The organism is Sporolactobacillus sp. CQH2019 (assembly GCF_028765345.1).
GTDB lineage: Bacteria > Bacillota > Bacilli > Bacillales > Sporolactobacillaceae > Sporolactobacillus.
The window spans coordinates 1-1,196 of the sequence record NZ_JARAJZ010000039.1 but is presented as its reverse complement, the minus strand read 5'-3'; the positions used below and the strand labels follow the sequence as shown (position 1 = coordinate 1,196).

At 57.6% G+C, this 1,196-nt stretch carries 1 protein-coding gene; it reads right to left on the bottom strand.

Annotated elements, in window-relative coordinates:
• Nucleotides 1-1,054, bottom strand: a 1,054-nt coding sequence (locus OYT88_RS20675; RefSeq protein ID WP_274402258.1) for an IS256 family transposase, incomplete at its 3' end; no start/stop codon positions are given.
• Nucleotides 1,055-1,196: the final 142 nt, after the last annotated feature.

Below are 1,196 nucleotides of genomic sequence, written 5' to 3'. Positions count from 1 at the left end.
TCACACGTTCCCGCCGGCGAAATTCTTGATTGAGGCGCTCCAGGATGTTTGTCGTGCGTACTTTGCGGCGGTAGAATTCGGGGAGGGGCAGCACCGCCGTGACGTCATCGAAGCCGTCCTCCATCAGCTGAGTGGCTTTGGGCGCCGGGTCGTCGTAGTCATTCAGGAACTTCTGCAGCAGGGTCCGGGCCGTCTCGATGTCCGGAGCCTGCAGGATCGTCCGGACGCGCGCCTCGCCTTCGTCGCGTAAAGCCTTGGGCAGCACGTCCCGGACGTTGCGCAGGAAGTGCGCCTGGCAGCGCTGCCAGGTCGCCCCCTGAAAGGCTTCCTGCACGGCCTGGACAAGGCCGCCGTGATCATCGCTGATGACGAGATCCACCCCTTTGAGGCCGCGTCCTTTCAGCCAATCGAAATAATCTTTCCAGGCCGTCGTGCTTTCGCTGTCATCCACTTTCAGGCCCAGAATAACCCGCTGGCCACGGTTACTGATGGCATAGCTGATCAGGACGCCGCGGGAGCGGACCCGGCCGTTTTCACGAATCTTCGTATACACGGCGTCGACAAAGAGAAACGGATAGCGCCCGTCTAGCGGTCGGTTGTTCCATCCCTCTACAATCGGATCCAGCCTCTGGCAAAGCTCAGAAACGGTGGTTTTGGAAAACTCGGTCCCGCAGAGCTGCTCGGTTACCTGGCTGACACGTCGGGTCGAAACCCCGTTAATCACCATCTCCATCAGGGCCAGGTCCAAAGCCTGTTCGCTGCGCTGATAGCGTCCAAAAAGCTCGGTGGAGAAGCGGCCGTTTCGCAGACGCGGGATATTCAGCGTCAGTTTACCGATGCGGGTTTTCAGGGCCCGCGGATAGGTCCCGTTGCGATAATCGGTGCGCTCCGGGGTGCGTTCATAATTTCCGGCGCCGAGTTGTTCGCCGGCCTGTGCCTGGAGGATCTGGTTCAGAATGGCCTCCAAAAGCGCTTTGATGCCGGCCTCATGTGTGTCACTGAAAAGTAATTGATGCAAAATCTTCTCATCTAGAGTAATCTGGAATTGAGCCAAACCGATTATCTCCCTTTGGATAAGTTTTGAGACGACTCTATTCTAGCTGAGATAATGGGCCATGGCTCATTTTATTGTCGCTCTGGAAAAGAAAGGAAGAAATGAGTCGGGACGAAGGACGAGCCCTTGGGGGTGGGGCGGC